Genomic DNA, 18,358 nt, shown 5'->3' with positions numbered 1-18,358 from the left:
TACCGACGAGGAACGCGCCGACCGCGGCGGAGACTTGGAGTTGCTGTGCGACTCCGGCGATCAGCAGGGTCAGCCCCAGCACCACCAGCAACAGCTTCTCCGGGTCGTCGCTGGAGACCAAACGGGAGATGTGCCGCCCGTAGCGCACCGCGAGGAGCAGTACCAGCCCGGCGACCCCGAGGGCGATGGCCAGCGTGACGCTGCCCGCCGCCAGCCCGGTGCCGGCGAGCAGGGCGGTGAGGATCGGCAGGTAGACCGCCATGGAGAGGTCTTCCAGGACCAGGATGCTCAGGATCACCGGGGTCTCGCGGTTGCCGAGCCGCCCCAGGTCGCCGAGCACCTTGGCGATCACCCCGGAGGAGGAGATCCAGGTCACCCCGGCGAGGACCACGGCGGCCACCGGGCCCCAGCCGAGCAGCAGCGCCATCACCGCGCCGGGCAGCGCGTTCAGTGCCGCGTCCACCAGACCGGCCGGGTACTGCGTCTTGAGGTTGGAGACCAGATCGCTCGCCGTGTACTCCAGGCCGAGCATGAGCAGCAGCAGGATCACACCGATCTCGGCGCCGGTGGCGACGAACTCCTCACTGGCGTCCAGCGGCAGCAGCCCGCCCTCGCCGAAGGCCAGACCGGCGAGCAGGTACAGGGGGATCGGTGAGAACTGGAGCCGCCCGGCGAAGCGGCCCAGGAGACCGAGGCCGAGCAGGACCGCGCCGAACTCGATCAGGAAGATCGCGGAGGAGTGCACAGACCGTCACTCCCGACCGAGGATCTCGGCTGCCGCGTCCACGCCCTCACGGGTGCCGATCACGATCAGGGTGTCGCCGCCGGCCAGCCGGAAGTCCGGGCCGGGCGAGGGGATCGCCTCGGCCCGGCGCATCACCGCCACGATGGACACGCCGGTCTCCGTCCGCATCCGGGTCTCGCCCAGCAGCCGCCCGTTCCAGTGGGACGTGGCGGACAGTTCGACCCGCTCGGCGACCAGGCCCAGCTCGGTCGTCGACAGCAGACTCGGGCTGTGGTGCTTGGGCATCAGCGCGTCGATGAGCGCGTCCGCCTCACCGGAGGCCAGCCGAACCGACAGGGCGCAGGCGTCCGGGTCGTCCTCGCGGTACGCGCTCAGCGTCCGGGAACCGTCACGGTGGGCCACCACAGACAGACGCCGCTGCTCCCGCGTGGTCAGGTCGTAGCGCACTCCGATGCCCGGCAACGGCGTACTGCTCATGCGTGCGGCGCCCACTGCGGTCCCCCTGTCTGGTTTGACTGTTCCTTTACAAAACGGTTGGTGACACTCTAACGAGCGTCCCGGTACCAGCCGACGGAGCCTGTCGGGCACCGCCCTCCGCCGGCACCGGGCAGGACCGGAAGGAACGTCAGCATGATCGAGTGGGTGTCATTCCGCTCAGGGGCCACCCCCGTGCCCGAGCCCGTCGCGACGCCGCTGGTGTGGGCCGGGGCCGTCGGTGGCGCATCGGTACTCGTGGCACTCCTCAACCACCTGGTGGGCCCGTACCGGCCCACGCTCGCGCTGACCGTGCTGTCCCTGCTGGCCGCGCTGCTCGGGCTGTGCGCCCGTTTCGTGGCGGCGCCCGGCACCGCCCTGCTGTGCTGGCTGCTCCTCAACGGCTTCGGGATTCCCCCGGCGGGCACCCTGTCCTGGGCCCTCCACCGTGACGGGTTCTGGCTCACATGCCTGTTCGGCGCCACGCTCGTGGGCACGGTGCTCGCCCGCCTGGTCAACGCCCACGCCGCCTATCGACGGCTCAGCACCGTGACGGGCACACCACCGCCCGAGACCTACGACGACGGCCGTAACGGCTAGTCGCTCCGCGGGGCGCTCTGCGGGTTGAGCCGTTCCGCGGTGTCGGTCGGGTGCGGCGTCGTCGCGGCTGGTCGCGCAGTGCCCCGCGCTCCTTCGGAGCGTGTGTCGGTGGTACGTGGTCGGGTGCGGCGTCGCTGTGGCTGGGCGCGCAGCTCTCCGCGCTCCTTTGGGGCGCTGTCCGTGCCGTTCGCTGGGCGAGCGATCGGAGTTTGGCGGCAAGGGACGTGGTGCGGTGTCGGTCGGGTGCGGCAGGGTCGTGGCTGGGCGCGCGATTCCCCGCGCTCCTTTGGGGGGCGCAGCTCTCCGCGCTCCTTTGGGGCGTATCTGTGGGGGAGGAGTCAGGTTGGGGGGTCGGTGAAGGTCTTCAGGATGTGGTCCGCGGCCAGGGTCGCCGTCAACGAGCCGTCCCTGACGCGCTGTTCCAGCTCGGGCGCGATGGCGCGGACCGCCGGGTCGGCGTACAGCCGGCCCAGCAGTTCGTCGCGGACCATGGACCAGGTCCAGCCGACCTGCTGGTCGCGTCGCTTGGCGGTGAGCCGGCCGGTGGACTCCAGCAGCGCACGATGCTGTTCGAGCCGCTGCCACACCGTGTCGAGCCCGGTCGCCTCCCGCGCGCTGCAACTGAGCACGGGCGGCGTCCATGCCGCGTCCCTGCCGTGCATCAGCCGCAGCGCGCCCGCCAGTTCCCGCGCCGCCGCCCGGGCGTCGCGCTCGTGCGGGCCGTCCGCCTTGTTGACGGCGATCACGTCGGCCAGTTCCAGGACGCCCTTCTTGATGCCCTGCAACTGGTCGCCGGTGCGGGCCAGGGTGAGCAGCAGGAAGGAGTCGACCATGTCGGCGACCGCGGTCTCCGACTGGCCGACGCCGACGGTCTCCACGAGGACCACGTCGTAGCCCGCCGCCTCCATCACCACGATCGACTCGCGGGTCGCCCTGGCCACCCCGCCGAGCGTGCCCGCGCTGGGGGAGGGCCGCACGAACGCCGCCGGGTCCACGGCCAGCCGCTCCATGCGGGTCTTGTCCCCGAGGATGGAGCCGCCGGTGCGGGTCGAGGACGGATCGACGGCGAGCACCGCCACCCGGTGCCCCAGCGAGGTCAGCAGCGTGCCGAACGCGTCGATGAACGTGGACTTGCCCACGCCCGGCACCCCGCTCACGCCGATCCGCCGGGCCCGGCCGCCGTGCGGAAGCAGCTCGGTGAGCAACTCCTGCGCCAGCGCCCGGTGGTGCGGCCGGGTGGACTCCACGAGGGTGATCGCGCGGGCCACGATCGCCCGCCGCCCGTCGAGCACGCCCTTCACATACGTGTCGAGATCGATCGCCGCCATGGCGCCCTACAGTTCGTGGCCGAGGTCGGCCGACAGCCGCTTCACCAGGTCGTACGCGGCGTCCGGGATCACCGTGCCGGGCGGGAACACGGCCGTGGCACCCATCTCCAGCAGGGCCGGCACGTCCTGTGGCGGGATCACCCCGCCGACCACCACCATGATGTCCTCCCGGCCCTCCGCGGCCAGCCGCTCGCGCAGCGCCGGCACGAGGGTGAGATGCCCGGCGGCCAGCGAGGACACCCCGACCACATGCACGTCCGCCTCGACCGCCTGGCGGGCCACCTCGGCCGGGGTCTGGAACAGCGGGCCGACATCGACGTCGAAACCCAGGTCGGCGAAGGCGGTCGCGATCACCTTCTGGCCGCGGTCATGGCCGTCCTGGCCCATCTTGGCGACCAGGATGCGCGGCCGGCGCCCCTCGGCCTCGGCGAAGGCGTCCACCAGGGCGCGGGTGCGGTCCACCGAGGGGGACTGGCCTGCTTCGTTGCGGTACACGCCGGAGATCGTACGGATCTGGCCCGCGTGCCGGCCGTACACCTTCTCCAGGGCGTCGGAGATCTCCCCGACGGTGGCCTGGGCGCGGGCCGCGTGCACGGCCAGCTCCAGCAGGTTGCCGTCGCCGTCGGCGGCCCGGGTGAGCGCGTCCAGCGCGTCCCGGCACGCGGTCTCGTCCCGCTCCGCGCGCAGCCTGCGCAGCTTGGCGATCTGCTGGGCGCGCACGGCGGAGTTGTCGACCTTCAGCACCTCGATCTGCTCGTCGCTGCCGACCCGGTACGTGTTGACGCCGATCACCGGCTGCCGCCCGGAGTCGATGCGGGCCTGTGTGCGGGCCGCGGCCTCCTCCACCCGCAGTTTGGGGATGCCGGCGTCGATGGCCTGCGCCATGCCGCCCGCCCGCTCGACCTCCTCGATGTGCTGCCACGCCTTGCGGGCCAGGTCGTACGTCAGCCTCTCGACGTAGGCACTGCCGCCCCAGGGGTCGATGACCCGGGTGGTGCCGGACTCCTGCTGGATGAGCAGCTGGGTGTTGCGGGCGATGCGCGCGGAGAAGTCGGTGGGCAGGGCGAGGGCCTCGTCGAGCGCGTTGGTGTGCAGGGACTGGGTGTGGCCCTGGGTGGCCGCCATCGCCTCCACACAGGTGCGGGTGACGTTGTTGAACACGTCCTGCGCGGTCAGTGACCAGCCCGAGGTCTGAGAATGTGTGCGCAGGGACAGCGACTTGGTGTTCTTCGGCTCGAACCGTGACACCAGCCTGGCCCACAGCAGGCGCGCGGCCCGCAGCTTGGCGATCTCCATGAAGAAGTTCATGCCGATCGCCCAGAAGAACGAGAGCCGGGGCGCGAACGCGTCCACGTCCAGGCCCGCTTCCCGGCCCGCGCGGATGTACTCCACGCCGTCCGCGAGCGTGTACGCCAGCTCCAGGTCGGCCGTCGCGCCCGCCTCCTGGATGTGGTAGCCGGAGATGGAGATCGAGTTGTAGCGGGGCATCCGCTGGGAGGTGAAGGCGAAGATGTCGGAGATGATCCGCATCGACGGCTTCGGCGGATAGATGTATGTGTTGCGGACCATGAACTCCTTGAGGATGTCGTTCTGGATGGTCCCGGCCAGCTTCTCGGGCGGCACACCCTGTTCCCCGGCCGCCACGATGTACAGCGCGAGCACCGGCAGCACGGCGCCGTTCATCGTCATCGACACGGTCATCCGGTCCAGCGGAATGCCGTCGAACAGCTGCCGCATGTCGTAGATCGAGTCGATGGCCACGCCCGCCATGCCGACGTCGCCGGTCACCCGCGGGTGGTCGCTGTCGTAGCCGCGGTGCGTGGGCAGGTCGAAGGCGACCGACAGGCCCTTCTGACCGGCCGCCAGATTGCGCCGGTAGAACGCGTTGGACTCCTCGGCGGTGGAGAAACCCGCGTACTGGCGGATCGTCCAGGGCTGGTTGACGTACATCGTCGGGTACGGGCCGCGCAGATACGGCGCGATACCCGGATAAGTGTCGAGGAAGTCCAGGCCCTCCAGGTCACGGCCGGTGTACAGCGGTTTGACGCCGATGCCCTCCGGGGTCTCCCACAGCGGCTCCGTGCCCCCGGTGGCCCGCCGCACGGCCGTACGCCACTCGGTGTCGCCGCCCGCCGGGTCGGGGCCGCCCAGATCGATGCCGGAGAAGTCGGGGATTCCCATCAGGACACTCCCATGCGGTCGAGGGTCGCGGACAGGACGGCGACGGCGTCACAGCCCGCGAACACATACGAGTCGACGCCGACGTACCCGGCGGGCCGGCCCGCCAGGGACACGTGCCGGGCACCGGCCGCCCGCAGGTCCGCTGCGGTCTGCTCGGCCTGTTCCGCGTAGAGCGCGTCACTGGAGCACAGCACGGCCTCGGTGGCCCCGCTGTCCGCGAAGCCGCCCTCGGTGACCGGTTCGACGCCGCCCGCCTGGAAGAGGTTCGCGGCGAACGCGGCGCGAGCGGTGTGCGCGGCGGCCGGGCCGATCGTGGCGAGGAAGATCCGCGGCCGGTCGCCGGTCGCCGCCAGATGGGCGTCGGAGCGGGCGCGCAGCGCCTCGAACGCCTCGTCGCGCCGGACCCGCGGCAGCCCCCCGGACGGCGGCTCGGGCGCGGGCTCGCGGGTCACGGGCTGCTCCGCCAGATACGGGAACTCGCTGACGCCGGTGATGGGTTCGCGCCGGGTGGCGAGCCGCGCCGTGCGCTCCCGCCAGGTCTTCGCCAGGTCCGCGCGCAGACGGCCCGAGCGCAGCACGGCCGCCTGGCCGCCGGCCCGCTCGATCGACCGGAAGAACTCCCAGCCCGCCCGGGCGAGTTCATCGGTCAGCCGCTCCACGTACCAGGAGCCGCCCGCCGGGTCGATCACCCGGGCCAGATGCGACTCCTCCACCAGGATCGTCGAGGTGTTGCGGGCGATGCGGCGGGCGAAAGCGTCCGGCAGGCCCAGCGCGTGGTCGAACGGCAGCACGGTCACCGCGTCGGCGCCGCCGACCCCCGCGGCCAGGGTCGCCACGGTCGCCCTGAGCATGTTCACCCACGGGTCGCGACGGGTCACCATGACCGGCGACGTCACGGCGTGCTGGAGCTGCGCGCCCGCGTCGGGCGCCCCGCAGACCTCGGCGACCCGCGCCCACAGCCGGCGCGCCGCGCGCAGCTTGGCGACGGTCAGGAACTGGTCGGCGGTGGCCGCGTACCGGAACTCCAGCTGGGCGCAGGACTGTTCGACGGTCAGCCCGGCCCCGGTCAGTTCCCGCAGATAGGCGACGCCGGTGGCGAGCGCGGCGCCGAGTTCCTGCGCGGCGGAGCCGCCGGCCTCGTGGTACGGCAGCGCGTCCACGGTCAGCGCCCGCAGCCCCGGGTATGCGTCGGCGCAGCGCTCGGCGAGCGCCGCGACCGGGGCGATGTCCTGCCCATCCCCGGTGCGGGCCTCGTGTCCGAGCGGGTCGGCGCCGAGGTTGCCGCGCGCCGCCTCGGGGGCGACACCCCGCTCCTCGTACAGCCCCAGCAGCTCCCGGGCGGCGGCCTCGACGTCCCGGCCCGCGTCCAGGACGACCGGCGCCAGATCGAGGTGGACGCCATCGAGCGCGCGGCGCAGCCCGGAGACCGGGATGCCGCCCGCGCCCACGAGCAGCCAGAGCGAGGTGGCGCCGTTCTCCAGGTCGGTGAGGACCGCGCCGTCGGCGAGCGCCGCGTGCCGCTGCCGTACGTCCCAGCCGGCCACGGTGTTGCCCTCCGGGCGACCGCCGCGGACGAACGGGGCGAAGCCGGGCAGGCCGGGCTCGGGTGCGGTGTCGCGCGCGGTGTACAGGGGGCGGGTGCGCAGCCCGTCCTCCAGCGTCGTGGACAGGGCGTCCTCCGCTGCCGCACCGGAGACTTCCTGGCCCGACTTGCGCAGCACACCCTCGACCAGGCGTTGCCACTGCTCGTGTGTCGCGTCAGGGAACTCGGCGGCCAGGGAGAGCCCGTCGTCAGGCAGGACCGTCATGTTCGGATGCTAGGCCAGCCCGCTCGCACGGCAGTGGAGTACGCGCTGTGACGTTTCCCTCCTCGTTGCTGTGAGCTGTGCCTCCCTCGGGCTCCGCGCGGGCTTCTCCGGGCGCGCCGGAGGGCGGGGGACCGCGCGTCGGCCGGTCAGCGGGTGCCGTCCGCGAGTCCGGGCAGCAGGCCGAGCACGGCCGCGCGCTGGGCCGGTCCGACGAACTCGGCCAGCGCGTCCTTGACCGCCTCGGCGAGCAGCCCGGAGGACTCCCGCAGCAGGCGCCGTGCCTTGTCGGTCAGGGCGACCTCCACGCCCCGCTTGTCGCCGCAGACGGCTCTGCGGGCGACCAGGCCCGGCCGCTGGAGGCAGGCGATCTGGTAGGTGAGCCGGGTCTTGGGGCGGCCGAGCAGTTCGGCGATCCGGGTCATGCGCAGGCCGCCCTGCGGCTGTTCGGCCAGCAGGCACAGGATCAGGAACTCGTCGTGCGAGACGTCCAGGGTCTGTTTCACCACGGACCGCAGCCGCTGCTCCGCCGCCGCGGTCGCGGCCAGCAGCAGCATCCAGGCGCGCAACTCGTCGGGGAGCAGTCCGTTCCCCTCCGCGGAGGGGCATTTGGGCTGGTCGGCGGGGGGTCGGGGGTGGGCGGCCATAGGGGTGAGTCTACCTGTTGTCCAAATTTGGATCGTGGGCTAGCGTTGGCCCCCAGCTCATCCAAATTTGGACCACCCAGATTTGAACCACCAACCCGAAACCGTCATCGAAGGAGCACGACCATGACCGTCGCCGTGGAAACGGGTCTCTGGCAGGTCGACCCTGCCGCCTCCGCCGTCACCCTGCGGCACAAGACCTTCTGGGGCCTGGTCACCGTCAAGGGCACCTTCGCCGCGGTCGCCGGCCAGGGCGAGGTCCGGCCCGACGGCTCCGCCACCGGCACCGTGACCCTGGGCGCCGCCTCCCTGGACACCAAGCACGCCAAGCGCGACGCCCATCTGCGCTCGGCCCACTTCTTCGACGCCGACAACCACCCGGAGATCACCTTCACCGTGCAGGGCGCCGAACTCCGCGACGGCGACACCGCGCAGGTCACCGGACAGCTGACGGTCCGGGGCATCAGCCGTCCGCAGACGGTGACCGCGCGGCTCGTGGAGGCCGGTGCCGGCGGGCTCACGCTGGAGGCCGAGTTCACGGTGGACCGGGAGCAGTTCGGACTGGGCTGGAACCAACTCGGCATGATCCGCGGCCTGACGACGGTGACCACCGCCCTCCGCTTCACCCACACACCCTCCTGAACACCGCCGCGGCGGCCGGGTGGCGTCACTGTGCAGCGGTGCTGCCTGTCCCGGGGGAGGCGGATCTGCCGCGACCGCCGACCGCCGATGGGGCCGCTGGCCGCCGACGGGGGCTGCCGACCGCCGACGGGGCCGCCGGGCCCCGCTCCGCTGCCGCTCGCGCGGCGGCCGTGAGTTGGGCGTCGGCCCTGACCCGCCGGTCTTCGGCTCGGCCGTCGCGCGCGCCGGCTTCGAGTTGGGTGCCGGACGGGACGTCGGGCCTGGGCTCGGTCTCCGGTTGCTCGGCGGCTCTGACTTGGGCGTTGGTTTGGGCCGTCGGGGCCGGGACCGGTCTTCGCTCGTAACGCGCAGCTGAACTGGTCGCCGGCTGTCGCTCCCCGGCCCCGGCTCGGACTTCGGTTGCGTGGCGGCTCTGCGTTGGGGGTCAGCCCGGGGTGTTGGGGGCGCGCAGGTGTACGTCCTGGCTTGACAGGGTCTGGGGGGTGGCCGTGAAGGCGCGTAGGCGGATTCGTGTGTGCGGGCCGGGGACGGTGAAGCGGCCCTTGGGCGGGCGGAGTTCCAGGGTCGCCGTGCCGTGGGCTGGAATCGTCGCCGGACCGCGTACGAGGGACCAGTACCGGTTCATGCCCTGCCCCGTGGTGAGCGTGAAGTACGGGGTGAGCGCGTCGCCCGCCGAGTTCGTCACCCGCAGGGTGAGCGCCGAGACCACGCCCGCCGAGGCGTGCCGCACCGAGGCGACCCGCATGCGCAGCGGCGGTGTGCCGGTCACCGCCAGGGCCGCGCTCAGCAGCGCCGGGAAGACCAGCAGCGCGCTCACGGCGATCAGCGCGGGCCGACGGCGCACCCCCGTCAGCGGCCGGGGCCGCGGCTGCCAGGCGTGCTCGAACTCCGCGGGTGGGGCGGTGACCGCAGCCGCCAGCCACAGCGGGGTCATCATCAGGTAGTAGCCGTCCTGGGAGCGGGTCGCCAGATAGAAGGCGCACCAGGGCAGCACGGTCGCCGCGGGACCCAGCCGCCGGACGAACAGCACGAACAGCGCGAGGAACGCGGCCGCAAGGAGCATGCTCGCGTGCGCGTACCAGTCCAGGCGGTCGCTGCCGTCGGTGAAGTACAGCGAGACGCCCACCAGGCCCTGGCCGTGCAGCACCGCACCCTGCGTGAGCGGCAACGCGATCCCGTCCAGCCAGCGGCCCGGCTGCCGCACCAGGAAGTACGTGTTGATCAGCAGCCAGGTGGTGGCCGCCACCCCGACCAGCCGCAGTATCACCAGCCCCGCCGCCCGGCCGCCCAGCTCACCGCGGCGCACGGCGTAGACGCCGGCCAGCAGGAACGGAGCTAGGAACCAGGGGAGTTGCTGGGCGGCGCAGGCCGCGCCCAGACAGGCGGCCCGGGCGATCCCGGCGGAGCCCAGCCGCCCGCCCCGCCCGATCCGCGGCCAGCGCACCACCACCGGCACCAGCAGGGCCAGCCCGATGATCGCCGGGTAGCCGAGCCGCGCGTACGTCGGCAGGAAGCCGAAGCCCATGCAGGCCATGGTCGCCGCCGACCGCCACGGCACGGGCAGCATCCGCCACAGCACGACCGCGCCCACGACGAGGGCTCCGGTGCTCACCGCCGTGGCGGGCGCGCCGCCATGGCCCAGCCACAGCAGCGGCGCGGTCAGCAGCGGGGCCAGCGGCGGATAGCCGTACGTCAGGTCGTAGCCGCCGCTGGTCGTCGGTGTCAGGGCCACGCCCTTCCCGGTGAACAGCCAGGGCCAGGGCTGCCCGTAGACGGAGTGCCCGGCGGCGAGTTCCCGGGCGGCCTGGGCGGTGAGGACCGCCTCGTCGCCGCCGCTGTGGTTCAGCGCCCAGGTGCACAGGACCAGCGTGACCGCCGTCACCAGCACCACCAGGTCGAGACGGGCCAGCGAGCGGGCCCGACGTACCGTCAGGGCCAGCACCCCGGTGACCAGGATGGCCGCGTAGCACACGGAGATGGCGGCCGCGAGGACCATGCGGTGCGTGGCCGCCTGCGTCCATACCGACCGGGTGCCGATGAACAGGCTCACATCGGCCAGGAGCGTGAGGACGCGGTGCCACTGCGCGGGAGTGCCGGGTTTCTCCCGGGCGGCGGACACCGCCGACTGCATCCGCATCCGCCGCCCGGGAGCCACCTGTTGTTTTTCTGCCAAGTGCACGACATGGCACCGTAGTCGCGGTCGGTGAGCGGGGCGTCGCGGGAGGCGAAGAGTCCGGTGTGAGGGCGGTAAGAACCGGGCGTATGCGTATATGTGCCCAAGATCTGTCGGCGGTGGGGTGGCCGGAGTCGGTCGCGCATCGTGTCGCTGTTGGGCCGAACGGGTGACTTGGCGTAAGAATTGGCCGGTGAAGGCATGGAACGCGAGTCAGATCGGGGGGAGCCGGTGAGCCGTTACGACGCCACCGACGAACAGTGGGAAGGGCTCGCCCAGGTCGTGCCGCTGCGGGGCCGGGACGCCTGGCCGTCCGCGGTGGGCCACCGCGCGCTGCCCGACGCGGAGACGGAGACCCGCCGCCGGTTCATGGTCCTGCGGATCAACGTGTTCGCGGACGCCCGCGAGGTCGCCGAGACCGTGATGGCCGGCATCCCCGTGCTGCTCGATCTCAGCAGCGCCGAGACCGATGTCGCCAAGCGCGTCCTCGACTTCAGTACCGGCGTTGTCTTCGGACTGGGCAGCGGTATGCATCGCGTCGACCGCAATGTGTTCCTGCTCACTCCGCCCGGCATCGAGGTCAGCGGACTCATGGCGGGCGCCGGCGTCTCGGGCGGCTGAGCCCGGTCCCCCGATCGTAGGAAGGTGCCACGGACGGAACGGTTCGCCTGGGCACCGGAGTCCTACGGTCCGGACATGGCCGAGCCCAGCGCGTCCCCCGCGCCCGTCCCGCCCCCCGCGAACCCCCGAACCGACAGCCCGACGCCGCCGGGCGCCCCCACGCCGTCGGGCGCCCCCACGCCGTCGGGCGCCCCCACGCCGTCGGGCGCCCCCACGCCGTCGGGCGCCCCCACGCCGCCGGGTTCCCGCGCACCCTCGGGTGTCCCCGCGCCCTCGGATTCCCGTACGTCGTCGGGCGCCCGCCCGGCCTCGGGCTCCCGCGTGCCGTCGGGTGCCGCCGTACCCTCGGGTTCCCGCGGACCCTCGGAGTCCGGTACGTCGTCGGGTTCCCGCGGACTCTTGGAGTCCGGTACGTCGTCGGGCGCCCCCGTACCCCCGGGTTCCCGCGGACCCTCGGGTTCCCGTACGTCCCCGGGGCCCTCCGCGTCCTCGGGTTCCCACATGCCGTCGGGCGCCCCCGCATCCTCGGTCTCCCGCGTACCCTCGGGTTCCCGTACGTCGTCGGGCGCCCGCCCATCCGCAGGGTCCCGCGCGTCCTCGGGTGCCCCCGCATCCCCGGGCTCCCGCGGACCCTCGGGGCGCCCGGTGTGGCCCGAGGGGACGGTCCGGCCGGGCCTGACCGAACTGCGGCTGTCCGCGTTCGCCGGCCACCGCCGTGCCGGGTTCCCGCTGGGGCCGCTCACCCTGCTCGCGGGACCCAGCGGGAGCGGCAAGACCACCGCGCTGCGGGCGTACGAGGCGCTGGCCCGGCTCGCCGGCGGCGCCCCGCTCGCGGACGTCTTCCCGGACCCGTCCGGCTGTGTGCCCGAGCGGGCGAGACCCGACGCCCAGCGCCGCCGCGGCTTCCGCATCGGATGCACCGCGGACGGTCCCGAGGGCCCGGTCCGCCTGGACGTCGCCGTCCAGGCGGAGCCCGAACTGCGCATCGTGGGTGAGCGGTTGACGGCGGGCGGGCGGGTCCTCCTGGAGACCGCGCTGCGCGACCCCGCGCGGCACGCCGTACAGGCCGCCTGGCACACGGCGGGCGCGGCCCCCGTCACCCGCGCCCCGCTCCCCGACGACCGCCTCGGTACCGCGCTGCTGCCGCTGCGCGTGGCCGGCAAGACCGACGGACAGCGTCAGGTGCTCGCCGCCGCGGAGCAGACCGTGGTCGCCCTGCGCTCCGTCTTCGCCTGTGATCCGCGGCCCGACCGGATGCGCGGGCCCGTCCCGCTGGGCTCCGGGCGGCTGCTGCCCGGCTGCGACAACCTCGCCGACGTCCTGTGGCGCACCCGGTCGGAGTGCGGGCGCCGGTACGCGCAGCTCGTCGCCGCGGTGCGCGAGGGCTGCCGCGGTCGGGTGACCGATGTGCTCGCGGAGCCGCTGGGCGACGGCACCGTACGGGCGCTGCTCGACCGGGGCGACGGCGTCCGCACCGCCGCCGGCCGGCTCGGCGACGGCGAACTCCGTTACATGGCGCTGGCTTTGGTGCTGCTCACCGGGCCGGGCGTGCTCGACGTCGACGCGCCCGGTGAGGTGCCCGACGCGATGCGCGGCCTCACCGTCCTCGCCGATGGCCTCGACCGGGCCCTGGACGGGCGTCAGCGCGGCGGACTGCTGCGGCTCGCGGCGCGGATGTGCGCGCTCGGGCACATCCGGTTCGTCGGGGCGGTGAGCGACGCGTCATGGGCCGCCGGGACGGACGGGGTCACGGTGGTGGCCATGGACCCGGTGGTACACCTGGAACCGTGACGGAACACCTGGACGTGGCGACACTGCAGCGCCGCCTGGCCGAGTTCGCGGCGGCCCGGAACTGGCAGCCCTACCACACCCCCAAGAACCTGGCGACCGCCCTCAGCGTGGAAGCATCCGAACTGGTGGAGATCTTCCAGTGGTTGACGCCGGAGGAGTCGGCCCGCGTCATGGCCGACCCGGACTCCGCGCACCGGGTCACCGACGAGGTCGCCGACGTCCTCGCCTATCTGCTCCAGCTGTGCGAAGTGCTGGGCGTCGACCCGCTGTCCGCGCTGGACGCGAAGATCGACCGGAACGAGCGGAGGTTCCCGGTGCCGGAGGAGGGCGCCGGGGACGCACCGAAGGGCGGGCCGGGGAACGGCGGGGGCGTCGGCACGTAACCGTACGCTCCGCTTTCACTCTCCGGAGTCGAAGTGGCCGTTGAATCCGAATTGTTGTCCACAGATTTCCGTCTTGCTCTGGCTTTTCTTCTCACGGGCCTTCACTCTGGGTAGTGGACGGCGCAGTGAGGGCGAGACGTGCGAGGAGCATGTCGGAGGGACGGGGGCAGCGCATGGACGCGGTGCGGCTCATCGGGACGAGCAGGCGCGCCCTGGCCGTGGGCGGCGACGCGCCTCAGACCCTGGCGGAGGTGTGGCAGGCGCAGGCCCTGGCCCAGGCGATCGGCAGTCGTCTGGCGGTCTCCGGACCACCCGAACTGCGCGGCGAGGCGCTGGGCCTGACGGAGCTGGCGGGCCGGGGCTGCGGCGTCCTGGACGCGCCGGACCTCGACCCCGGGGACCTGCTCGCGGCCCAGCTCACCGAACTGGACGACGCCCGCCACACGCTGCTGTGCCTGGGCGGCCTGCTCGCGGAGGTCGGCATCGCCCTGGTCGGACTGGCCAGCGCCGCGGCCGACGAGACGACGTACTGGCAGTGCATGGAGGCGATCGACGCGGCGGACGAGTCCCGCGACCGGGTGCGGGAGATGCTGCGCAAGCTGGCCGCCAGAGAGGAGGCGGCGATGCCGGAGACGGAGGTGAGATAGCGCGGGCCGGCAGCGACCGGTCCCCCTCAGGCGAGGTCGGCCTCGTCCCCGGGCGCGCGGCCGTGCGCCCCGGCCGACTGGAGATCCGCGTCCAGAGCCGACAGGTCCGCGTTCAGGGCGGACAGGTCCGCATTGAGGGCGGCCATCAACTCCTCCATCTGCTCCAGCAGTTCCTTCGGCTGCCCGGACCCCGCAGGGAGCGGCACGGACTCTTCCGACATGACGGCCTCCTCGCGGACGCCGGACGGTCCGGCCCCCACCGCCCAACGATGATCGCCGGGGGCCGGTCACCGCTCCCACGGCAGCGGGGTGCGCGGTTGACGTGATTTCACCCGCCCGGGGACGGTGGTGTCAGGGGGTGCCGACGGGGTGGGGAAGGGCGATGGCGTGCAGGATGGATGTATGGACCTTCGCATCTTCACCGAGCCCCAGCAGGGGGCGACCTACGACACCTTGCTCGCCGTGGCCAAGGCCACCGAAGACCTCGGCTTCGACGCGTTCTTCCGCTCGGACCACTACCTGCGGATGGGCGGCGTGGACGGGCTGCCCGGCCCCACCGACGCCTGGATCACCCTGGCCGGGCTCGCCCGTGAGACCAAGCGCATCCGGCTCGGCACGCTGATGACCGCGGGCACCTTCCGGCTGCCCGGTGTCCTCGCCATCCAGGTCGCGCAGGTCGACCAGATGTCCGGCGGCCGGGTCGAACTGGGGCTGGGCGCGGGCTGGTTCGAGGAGGAGCACAAGGCGTACGGCATCCCGTTCCCGAAGGAGAAGTTCGGCCGTCTTGAGGAACAGCTGGCCATCGTCACCGGGCTGTGGGAGACGAAGGTCGGGGACACCTTCGACTTCCACGGCACCTACTACGACCTGACCGGCTCGCCCGCGCTGCCCAAGCCCGCCCAGGCGAAGATCCCGGTGCTGATCGGCGGGCACGGGGCGACCCGTACGCCGCGGCTGACCGCACGCTACGCCGACGAGTTCAACATGCCGTTCGCCTCGATCGAGGACAGCGAGCGGCAGTTCGGCCGGGTCCGTGCCGCCGCTGAGGCGGCCGGGCGTCCCGCCGACGACATCACGTACTCCAACGCCCTCGTCGTCTGCGTCGGCCGGGACGACCAGGAGGTCGCCCGCCGGGCCGCGGTGATCGGCCGCGAAGTCGAGGAGCTGAAGGCCAACGGCCTGGCCGGCTCCCCGGCCGAGGTCATCGACAGGATCGGCAAGTACGCGGAGATCGGCTCCGAACGGATCTACCTCCAGATCCTGGACCTCACCGACCTGGACCACCTGGACCTGATCTCGTCCCAGATCCAGACGCAACTTCCGTAACCCTTGCCAGGACCCCCGCCCCACCGGGCCCCCACCCCACGCGGGGACGTACGCGGGCAGGGCGGGGGTGCCCAGGCAGCCGGGGCGGGGCGGGGCGGGGGCGCGGGTCGTGTGGTTGATGTGCGCGAGGGTGGCCGGCGCGCTGGTGCGGGCTCGGGGACAGGCACCGGGGTCGGTGGCGCGGCAGCCGATCGGCCCGGGGTGAGCGCGGGGAAGACAGGCACGCTGGGGGCGGTCCCGGTGCGTGGGGCGAGGGTCGTGGTAGTGGGAGTGGGCCCTGGAAAGGGGGCGGGCGTCGGCATGTATGCGGGTGGGTGCCGGACAGGGTTTCGAGGCGTCGGCGTAGGGCGGAGGGCGGCCTCGGTCGGTGGTGTGCCGGGGTGCCGGGCGGCAAGCCCCGGCGTACGCGGTCGGGGGGTGCGGGAGATGCCGGGCGGCGAGCCGTCGTCGCGGGTGTCGGACGGGCGGCATGGTGCCAGGACTGCCGGGCGGCAAGCCGCCTTTGCGGGGGTCGGAGGGGCGTTCGGCGTCAGGACTGCCGGGGGTGAGCCGTCGTTGCGGGACGGGCGGTTTGGTGTCTGGGCACATGGGGCCAGAGGGGCTGGAGGCGGGTGTGCAGGAGGCAACCGCGGCGCCCGTCGCCTGCGCCCGCGGATCGCCGCCACCTGGCCGTGGCGCCACAAACCGGCGAACGCTGTCGCATGCCTCGCCACCCTGCCGAGACGAGTCACCTGATCTGTGGCATTGGGTCGATGAGCCGACCACGTGTTGCAACGATCCCTGGAAACCGCCTTCCCGGCAAAGAGGCGGGGCTTTCGCGTTGAGGTGAGAGCAGTGGGGCAGCGTTGTGCGGTCTCGTTCTGTCGGTGCGTCAGTACTAGGGTCGCGCCATGCCTACAGTTGACGGCGTGACACTTCGGACGCTTGATGGTCTGCACCTGGCCGGCACTCTTGTGAGCCCCGACACGCCTGCCTCGCGCGGTGTCGTGCTCGTGCACGGCGGTGGGGTCACCCGTGAAGAGGGCGGATTCTTCACACGCTTGGCCACCGGACTGGCTGAGAGCGGCGTGACGTCTCTCCGCTTCGACATGCGAGGCCACGGTGAAAGTGAGGGCCGACAAGAAGAGTTGACTCTTACCGCGATCCTCAATGACATTCGAGTGTCCATCGCCCATCTGCGCAACGCCACGGCCACTCAGGAGATTACGTTGCTGGGCGCCAGCTTCGGAGGTGGCGTCTGCGCGTACTACGCCGCAAAGCGTCCGGTGGACCTTTCGCGACTAGTGCTGTTCAATCCTCAGTTGGACTACAAATGGCGCACCATCGATACGCGTTCCTATTGGGTGGACGATTCGATCAGCGAGGAAGCGGCACAGCAACTCACCGAACATGGATTTATCCAGTTCACGCCGACACTGCGGCATGGACGGCCTCTGCTCAATGAGGTGTTCTGGCTGCACCCGTACGAGGTGCTCGGCGAGGTGCAGGCCCCGACGCTTATCGTGCATGGCACCCAGGACACTTTTGTGCCCATCGGCTCATCGCGGTCCGCTGTACAGAAATTCCGCGCTCCCTGTGAACTTATCGAGGTCGAAGGATCGCAGCACGGTTTTGCCGTGCATGATGATCCAAAATATCTAAACCCTCAGAGCCAAGAATGGCAGGCGTTCGTAATCCGCACTGTAGTCGAGCGGATGAATGCGGACCCTTCACAGAGTTAGACCGCCTGGAGTGCTTCATGGAATTCTCGCACCACAGAACGACTACGCCAGCGACTCAGCGTCTGTGATACTTCACGCAATACCCGCATGGTGCGTTCTGACTTCATTGCCTGAGCTACCTCTGCCGAGAAAGTGCCGATCCGGGCCGCCTCATCCGGCTCGCCGCTCAGCGCCAAGGCCGCCGAGCGCCGGGCATTGAAGAATCCAACGTCACGGCGTGAGAGTGTCCCAGCCGTAATGACTTCTGCGAATAGGTCGGCGGCGAGGCTCGGCTTACCTGCCTCTGTGTAGCTCACCGCATTCCGGAGCAGCAACGTATGTTCGTTGAAGTAGGTCCCTGGCCGTCGGCCCAGGGCCGGGAAAGCTGAGCCGGGGCCGTCGAGGGTTACCGCACCGATCAGGCAGTGCGGTTGCTGGGTTTTCTGCGTGATGGCCGGGCTGTCGCTGTCCTCGGCCTGTGCATGGAGGAGAGGCGTGCGACCGTCGTCCACATCGCGGTGGACCCTTCCTGACAGGGAAAGGGCCTGGGGTGCGAGCTCCTGAAGGCAGTTGCTGAGAGGTTTGACATTCTTCATATGACCGCTCGCACTGACCTCGATTCTTCCGCAGCCTGATCGTGTTGGGTGATCCGGTGGTTTGCCCTGGTTCGTCTCGCCGGTGCGGACGTGGGGCCGTCGCATGACGTTGCGGTGACGTCGGGTTCCACGGGCCCGAGGTGGTGCGGTCCTCTCCTCTCCGGTGTCGTCGGGATCGCGGCTGGCCGTCAGGTGAGAGCCGGGAGTTGGGTGGCCTGCTGCCAGGCGGTGGTGAACGCCGAGGACCACGGCCATGTGCGGTCGAGGTGGAGGGTGCGGCGGCGGGCGTGGGAGGTGAGGCGGGCGGGCAGGTGGTAGAGCTTCCTGCGGATCGTCTCCGGTCCGGCGGCTGCGAGTTCGGGGTGGTCGTGCAGGAGGAGGAGTCGCGTCCAGGCGTCCAGGTCGCAGGCGATGGTGGCGGCCAGGACCCAGGCGGCGTTCAGTTGCCAGGAGGCGGAGGGAAGCAGGCCGGGGCCGGCCCTCTTGATTGCTTTCACCCGGTCCTCGACTTCGGCGTGGTCGCGGTAGAGGCCGTCGACGAACCACGCCTGCCCGGAGCCGGGTACCCCGGAAAGGCCCTGGTGGTCGGGGATGTTCGTGGCGACGGTCTGGTAGCGCCAGCCGGTGCGCTTCTCGAAGGCGGTCAGCTTCTTCGTATCGCGGCGCGAGGGTTTGACCCGGCGCACGATCAGCCGCATCCCC

The 18,358-nt window shown here is 71.9% G+C and carries 19 protein-coding genes; 8 read left to right on the top strand and 11 right to left on the bottom strand.

Features of this window, described 5'->3' with window-relative positions; translation table 11 throughout:
• Both ABT245_RS44535 and ABT245_RS44530 read right to left on the bottom strand, forming a co-directional pair.
• A partial coding sequence (locus ABT245_RS44535; RefSeq protein WP_351746500.1) for a cation:proton antiporter occupies positions 1-745 on the bottom strand: 745 nt, incomplete at its 3' end.
• A 6-nt stretch (positions 746-751) separates the two neighbouring features.
• Complete coding sequence (locus tag ABT245_RS44530; protein ID WP_121895452.1) at positions 752-1,222, bottom strand: cation:proton antiporter regulatory subunit; 471 nt, start codon at positions 1,220-1,222, stop codon at positions 752-754.
• Positions 1,223-1,375: 153 nt separating this feature from the next.
• Here ABT245_RS44530 and ABT245_RS44525 point away from each other — a divergent pair, with 153 nt between their 5' ends.
• Positions 1,376-1,819: a hypothetical protein gene (locus ABT245_RS44525; RefSeq protein ID WP_351746497.1), complete on the top strand. Its 444-nt coding sequence runs from the start codon at positions 1,376-1,378 to the stop codon at positions 1,817-1,819.
• A 338-nt stretch (positions 1,820-2,157) separates the two neighbouring features.
• Here the strand turns inward: ABT245_RS44525 and meaB are convergent, their stop codons facing one another.
• The 4 genes from meaB to ABT245_RS44505 all read right to left on the bottom strand — a co-directional run bounded on the left by meaB (position 2,158) and on the right by ABT245_RS44505 (position 7,780).
• Positions 2,158-3,147, bottom strand: a complete 990-nt coding sequence (meaB, locus tag ABT245_RS44520; RefSeq protein ID WP_351746494.1) for a methylmalonyl Co-A mutase-associated GTPase MeaB — start codon at positions 3,145-3,147, stop codon at positions 2,158-2,160.
• A gap of 6 nt (positions 3,148-3,153) precedes the next feature.
• Complete coding sequence (gene scpA / locus ABT245_RS44515; protein ID WP_351746492.1) at positions 3,154-5,328, bottom strand: methylmalonyl-CoA mutase; 2,175 nt, start codon at positions 5,326-5,328, stop codon at positions 3,154-3,156.
• Complete coding sequence (locus tag ABT245_RS44510) at positions 5,328-7,136, bottom strand: methylmalonyl-CoA mutase family protein (protein ID WP_351746489.1); 1,809 nt, start codon at positions 7,134-7,136, stop codon at positions 5,328-5,330. Before ABT245_RS44510 ends, scpA begins: the two co-directional genes overlap by 1 nt.
• A 146-nt stretch (positions 7,137-7,282) precedes the next feature.
• Positions 7,283-7,780 (bottom strand): MarR family winged helix-turn-helix transcriptional regulator, encoded by a 498-nt coding sequence (locus tag ABT245_RS44505; protein ID WP_351746486.1) that lies wholly within the window; start codon positions 7,778-7,780, stop codon positions 7,283-7,285.
• A 123-nt stretch (positions 7,781-7,903) separates the two neighbouring features.
• Between ABT245_RS44505 and ABT245_RS44500 the strand changes: the two genes are divergently transcribed.
• A complete protein-coding gene (locus ABT245_RS44500; protein WP_351746483.1) occupies positions 7,904-8,419 on the top strand; it encodes a YceI family protein in 516 nt (171 codons plus the stop codon).
• A 424-nt stretch (positions 8,420-8,843) separates the two neighbouring features.
• On the opposite strand, the gene ABT245_RS44495 is transcribed toward ABT245_RS44500, so the two are convergent.
• Positions 8,844-10,550 carry a hypothetical protein gene (locus ABT245_RS44495; protein ID WP_351746506.1) on the bottom strand — a complete coding sequence of 569 codons (1,707 nt, stop codon included), beginning with the start codon at positions 10,548-10,550 and terminating at the stop codon, positions 8,844-8,846.
• Positions 10,551-10,793: 243 nt separating this feature from the next.
• Between ABT245_RS44495 and ABT245_RS44490 the strand changes: the two genes are divergently transcribed.
• Positions 10,794-11,213 (top strand): cell division protein SepF, encoded by a 420-nt coding sequence (locus tag ABT245_RS44490; protein WP_351746481.1) that lies wholly within the window; start codon positions 10,794-10,796, stop codon positions 11,211-11,213.
• A 62-nt stretch (positions 11,214-11,275) separates the two neighbouring features.
• Here the strand turns inward: ABT245_RS44490 and ABT245_RS44485 are convergent, their stop codons facing one another.
• Positions 11,276-11,716, bottom strand: a complete 441-nt coding sequence (locus ABT245_RS44485) for a hypothetical protein (protein WP_351746478.1) — start codon at positions 11,714-11,716, stop codon at positions 11,276-11,278.
• On the opposite strand from ABT245_RS44485, the gene ABT245_RS44480 reads away from it, so the two are divergent.
• The 3 genes from ABT245_RS44480 (at position 11,715) to ABT245_RS44470 (ending at position 14,034) form a co-directional block, all read left to right on the top strand.
• Complete coding sequence (locus ABT245_RS44480) at positions 11,715-13,004, top strand: AAA family ATPase (protein ID WP_351746476.1); 1,290 nt, start codon at positions 11,715-11,717, stop codon at positions 13,002-13,004. The two genes, ABT245_RS44485 and ABT245_RS44480, sit on opposite strands and share 2 nt — an antisense overlap.
• On the top strand, positions 13,001-13,387 hold the full coding sequence (locus ABT245_RS44475) for a nucleotide pyrophosphohydrolase (protein WP_351746474.1): 387 nt from the start codon (positions 13,001-13,003) through the stop codon (positions 13,385-13,387). Before ABT245_RS44480 ends, ABT245_RS44475 begins: the two co-directional genes overlap by 4 nt.
• A 173-nt stretch (positions 13,388-13,560) precedes the next feature.
• Positions 13,561-14,034: a DUF6099 family protein gene (locus ABT245_RS44470; RefSeq protein ID WP_351746503.1), complete on the top strand. Its 474-nt coding sequence runs from the start codon at positions 13,561-13,563 to the stop codon at positions 14,032-14,034.
• A 26-nt stretch (positions 14,035-14,060) separates the two neighbouring features.
• Here the strand turns inward: ABT245_RS44470 and ABT245_RS44465 are convergent, their stop codons facing one another.
• Positions 14,061-14,255 carry a hypothetical protein gene (locus ABT245_RS44465; protein ID WP_351746471.1) on the bottom strand — a complete coding sequence of 65 codons (195 nt, stop codon included), beginning with the start codon at positions 14,253-14,255 and terminating at the stop codon, positions 14,061-14,063.
• A 181-nt stretch (positions 14,256-14,436) separates the two neighbouring features.
• On the opposite strand from ABT245_RS44465, the gene ABT245_RS44460 reads away from it, so the two are divergent.
• A complete protein-coding gene (locus ABT245_RS44460) occupies positions 14,437-15,360 on the top strand; it encodes an LLM class F420-dependent oxidoreductase (protein WP_351746469.1) in 924 nt (307 codons plus the stop codon).
• Between the two features lie 890 nt (positions 15,361-16,250).
• Positions 16,251-17,081, top strand: a complete 831-nt coding sequence (locus ABT245_RS44455; RefSeq protein ID WP_351746466.1) for an alpha/beta hydrolase — start codon at positions 16,251-16,253, stop codon at positions 17,079-17,081.
• On the opposite strand, the gene ABT245_RS44450 is transcribed toward ABT245_RS44455, so the two are convergent.
• Complete coding sequence (locus ABT245_RS44450; RefSeq protein ID WP_351746464.1) at positions 17,078-17,656, bottom strand: hypothetical protein; 579 nt, start codon at positions 17,654-17,656, stop codon at positions 17,078-17,080. The genes ABT245_RS44455 and ABT245_RS44450 overlap by 4 nt on opposite strands.
• 188 nt (positions 17,657-17,844) lie before the next feature.
• On the bottom strand, positions 17,845-18,358 hold a 514-nt coding region (locus tag ABT245_RS44445; RefSeq protein WP_351746461.1), incomplete at its 5' end, for a transposase.

This window comes from Streptomyces sp. NPDC001508, assembly GCF_040298665.1.
Lineage (GTDB): Bacteria > Actinomycetota > Actinomycetes > Streptomycetales > Streptomycetaceae > Streptomyces.
This window is presented reverse-complemented; position numbering and strand designations above follow the sequence as displayed.

Bases quoted from the DNA above. Each gene is read 5' to 3' on its own strand.
- ABT245_RS44460 (WP_351746469.1), top strand. From the start codon at position 14,437: ATGGACCTTCGCATCTTCACCGAGCCCCAGCAGGGGGCGACCTACGAC.
- ABT245_RS44480 (WP_351746476.1), top strand. From the start codon at position 11,715: ATGCCGTCGGGCGCCCCCGCATCCTCGGTCTCCCGCGTACCCTCGGGT.
- ABT245_RS44490 (WP_351746481.1), top strand. From the start codon at position 10,794: ATGGAACGCGAGTCAGATCGGGGGGAGCCGGTGAGCCGTTACGACGCC.
- ABT245_RS44470 (WP_351746503.1), top strand. From the start codon at position 13,561: ATGGACGCGGTGCGGCTCATCGGGACGAGCAGGCGCGCCCTGGCCGTG.
- ABT245_RS44510 (WP_351746489.1), bottom strand. From the start codon at position 7,136: ATGACGGTCCTGCCTGACGACGGGCTCTCCCTGGCCGCCGAGTTCCCT.
- ABT245_RS44495 (WP_351746506.1), bottom strand. From the start codon at position 10,550: ATGCAGTCGGCGGTGTCCGCCGCCCGGGAGAAACCCGGCACTCCCGCG.
- ABT245_RS44455 (WP_351746466.1), top strand. From the start codon at position 16,251: ATGCCTACAGTTGACGGCGTGACACTTCGGACGCTTGATGGTCTGCAC.
- ABT245_RS44465 (WP_351746471.1), bottom strand. From the start codon at position 14,255: ATGTCGGAAGAGTCCGTGCCGCTCCCTGCGGGGTCCGGGCAGCCGAAG.
- ABT245_RS44530 (WP_121895452.1), bottom strand. From the start codon at position 1,222: ATGAGCAGTACGCCGTTGCCGGGCATCGGAGTGCGCTACGACCTGACC.
- meaB (WP_351746494.1), bottom strand. From the start codon at position 3,147: ATGGCGGCGATCGATCTCGACACGTATGTGAAGGGCGTGCTCGACGGG.
- ABT245_RS44450 (WP_351746464.1), bottom strand. From the start codon at position 17,656: ATGAAGAATGTCAAACCTCTCAGCAACTGCCTTCAGGAGCTCGCACCC.
- ABT245_RS44485 (WP_351746478.1), bottom strand. From the start codon at position 11,716: ATGTGGGAACCCGAGGACGCGGAGGGCCCCGGGGACGTACGGGAACCC.
- ABT245_RS44500 (WP_351746483.1), top strand. From the start codon at position 7,904: ATGACCGTCGCCGTGGAAACGGGTCTCTGGCAGGTCGACCCTGCCGCC.
- ABT245_RS44505 (WP_351746486.1), bottom strand. From the start codon at position 7,780: ATGGCCGCCCACCCCCGACCCCCCGCCGACCAGCCCAAATGCCCCTCC.
- scpA (WP_351746492.1), bottom strand. From the start codon at position 5,328: ATGGGAATCCCCGACTTCTCCGGCATCGATCTGGGCGGCCCCGACCCG.
- ABT245_RS44525 (WP_351746497.1), top strand. From the start codon at position 1,376: ATGATCGAGTGGGTGTCATTCCGCTCAGGGGCCACCCCCGTGCCCGAG.